The sequence below is a fragment of the Paenibacillus darwinianus genome (genome assembly GCF_000598065.1).
GTDB classification, from domain to species: domain Bacteria; phylum Bacillota; class Bacilli; order Paenibacillales; family Paenibacillaceae; genus Paenibacillus_I; species Paenibacillus_I darwinianus.
On the sequence record NZ_KK082181.1, the window covers coordinates 17,925 to 19,151 of the forward strand.

General features: G+C 60.4%; 2 protein-coding genes. Both read right to left on the reverse strand.

All coding sequences use genetic code 11. From position 1 onward, the window contains the following. Positions 1 to 50: 50 nt before the first annotated feature. Positions 51 to 788, reverse strand: a complete 738-nt coding sequence (locus tag BG52_RS11255) for an ABC transporter ATP-binding protein (protein ID WP_223298993.1) — start codon at positions 786 to 788, stop codon at positions 51 to 53. Positions 789 to 993: 205 nt separating this feature from the next. Next, positions 994 to 1,227: DUF92 domain-containing protein (locus BG52_RS11260; protein ID WP_036667283.1), on the reverse strand; the 234-nt coding region annotated here is incomplete at its 5' end.

The following is a 1,227-nucleotide window of genomic DNA, read 5'->3' on the forward strand; positions in this document are numbered from 1 at the left end:
GCAGCATCGAGCAGCCCGCCAGCAAAGAGACGGCGACGGCGGCGGCCGCCTTATAGACCCAGCGGCGATAACGTGTCGTCCGATTGTTCGGCAATGGTTCCATCCTCCAATGAAATGACTTGATCGACCAATTCCATCATGCCGGGATCATGCGTCGTCATGACGACCGTCATGCCCCGCCGTCTGACGAGATCGCGGAACACTTTCATAATCTGCAGCCCCATCCGGCTGTCCAACTCAGCCGTCGGCTCGTCTGCGACCAGCAGCACCGGCTCGTGCGCAATCGCCCTTGCAATCGCCACGCGCTGCTGCTCCCCGCCGGAAAGCTCGGGCGGCCGGTGCTTCATCCGCTCCCGCATCCCGACCCAATCCAGAGCCCGTTCCGCCGCATCCTTGTTGCCTCTCAAGCCGGCTATACGCATGCCAAATTCGACGTTCTCATATGCGGACATCAGCGGCACAAGCCCAAACGACTGAAATACGAGTCCGATCTGCTTGCGACGATGCGCGCTCCGCTCCTTATCCGACCATTCAGTCATATCCTGGCCTTCGAAAAAAACGCGCCCCTCCGTCGGCTCGTCCAGCGCGCTTAAAATATTAAGCAGCGTCGTCTTGCCTGAACCCGAACGGCCGACGAGCGCCACGATCCGCCCTCTGCGGATTTCCAGATCGATGCCGCCCAGCGCCGTGACGGCGCCGGCGCCTTTGCCGAATACGCGTTTGACGCCGGCCACCTTCAGAATGACCTCTTCCCCGCCTCCCCGTATCGCTTCCCTTGCTGTCTGCAAGCAGCCACACCCTCTCCGCTTTTGCAATGTATGCGCTATCATTAAATCCAAAGCTTACGCTTTTTCATAAAAAAGCATAGGTGCGCCGTCCATCAAAGTCAATCGTCACCGATTACAAAAAAATACAGCAAATTTCCCAAAATTGTGGGAACGGCTGTATCGTATGCGTGGTGTACGTGAGTATGCGGATGTGCGGATGTGCGCCTCATCCGCCAAACCACAGGCCCAGCCCGGTTGCAAGAAGGCCCGCGAAGACGGATGCGCACAGGTTGACGAGATCGTTGGTCATCATGCGCAGCCCCCGCACCAATTCGGCCGGCGGGCCGCAGTGCGCGGCGCGCTCCGTCTCGCTGCCGCATACCCGGCAGCGGTACATCGCCTGGACGGTCGCGCCGAGCACGGAATCGGCGAAGGCGCCGGCGAGGCCGGCAACTGTGGC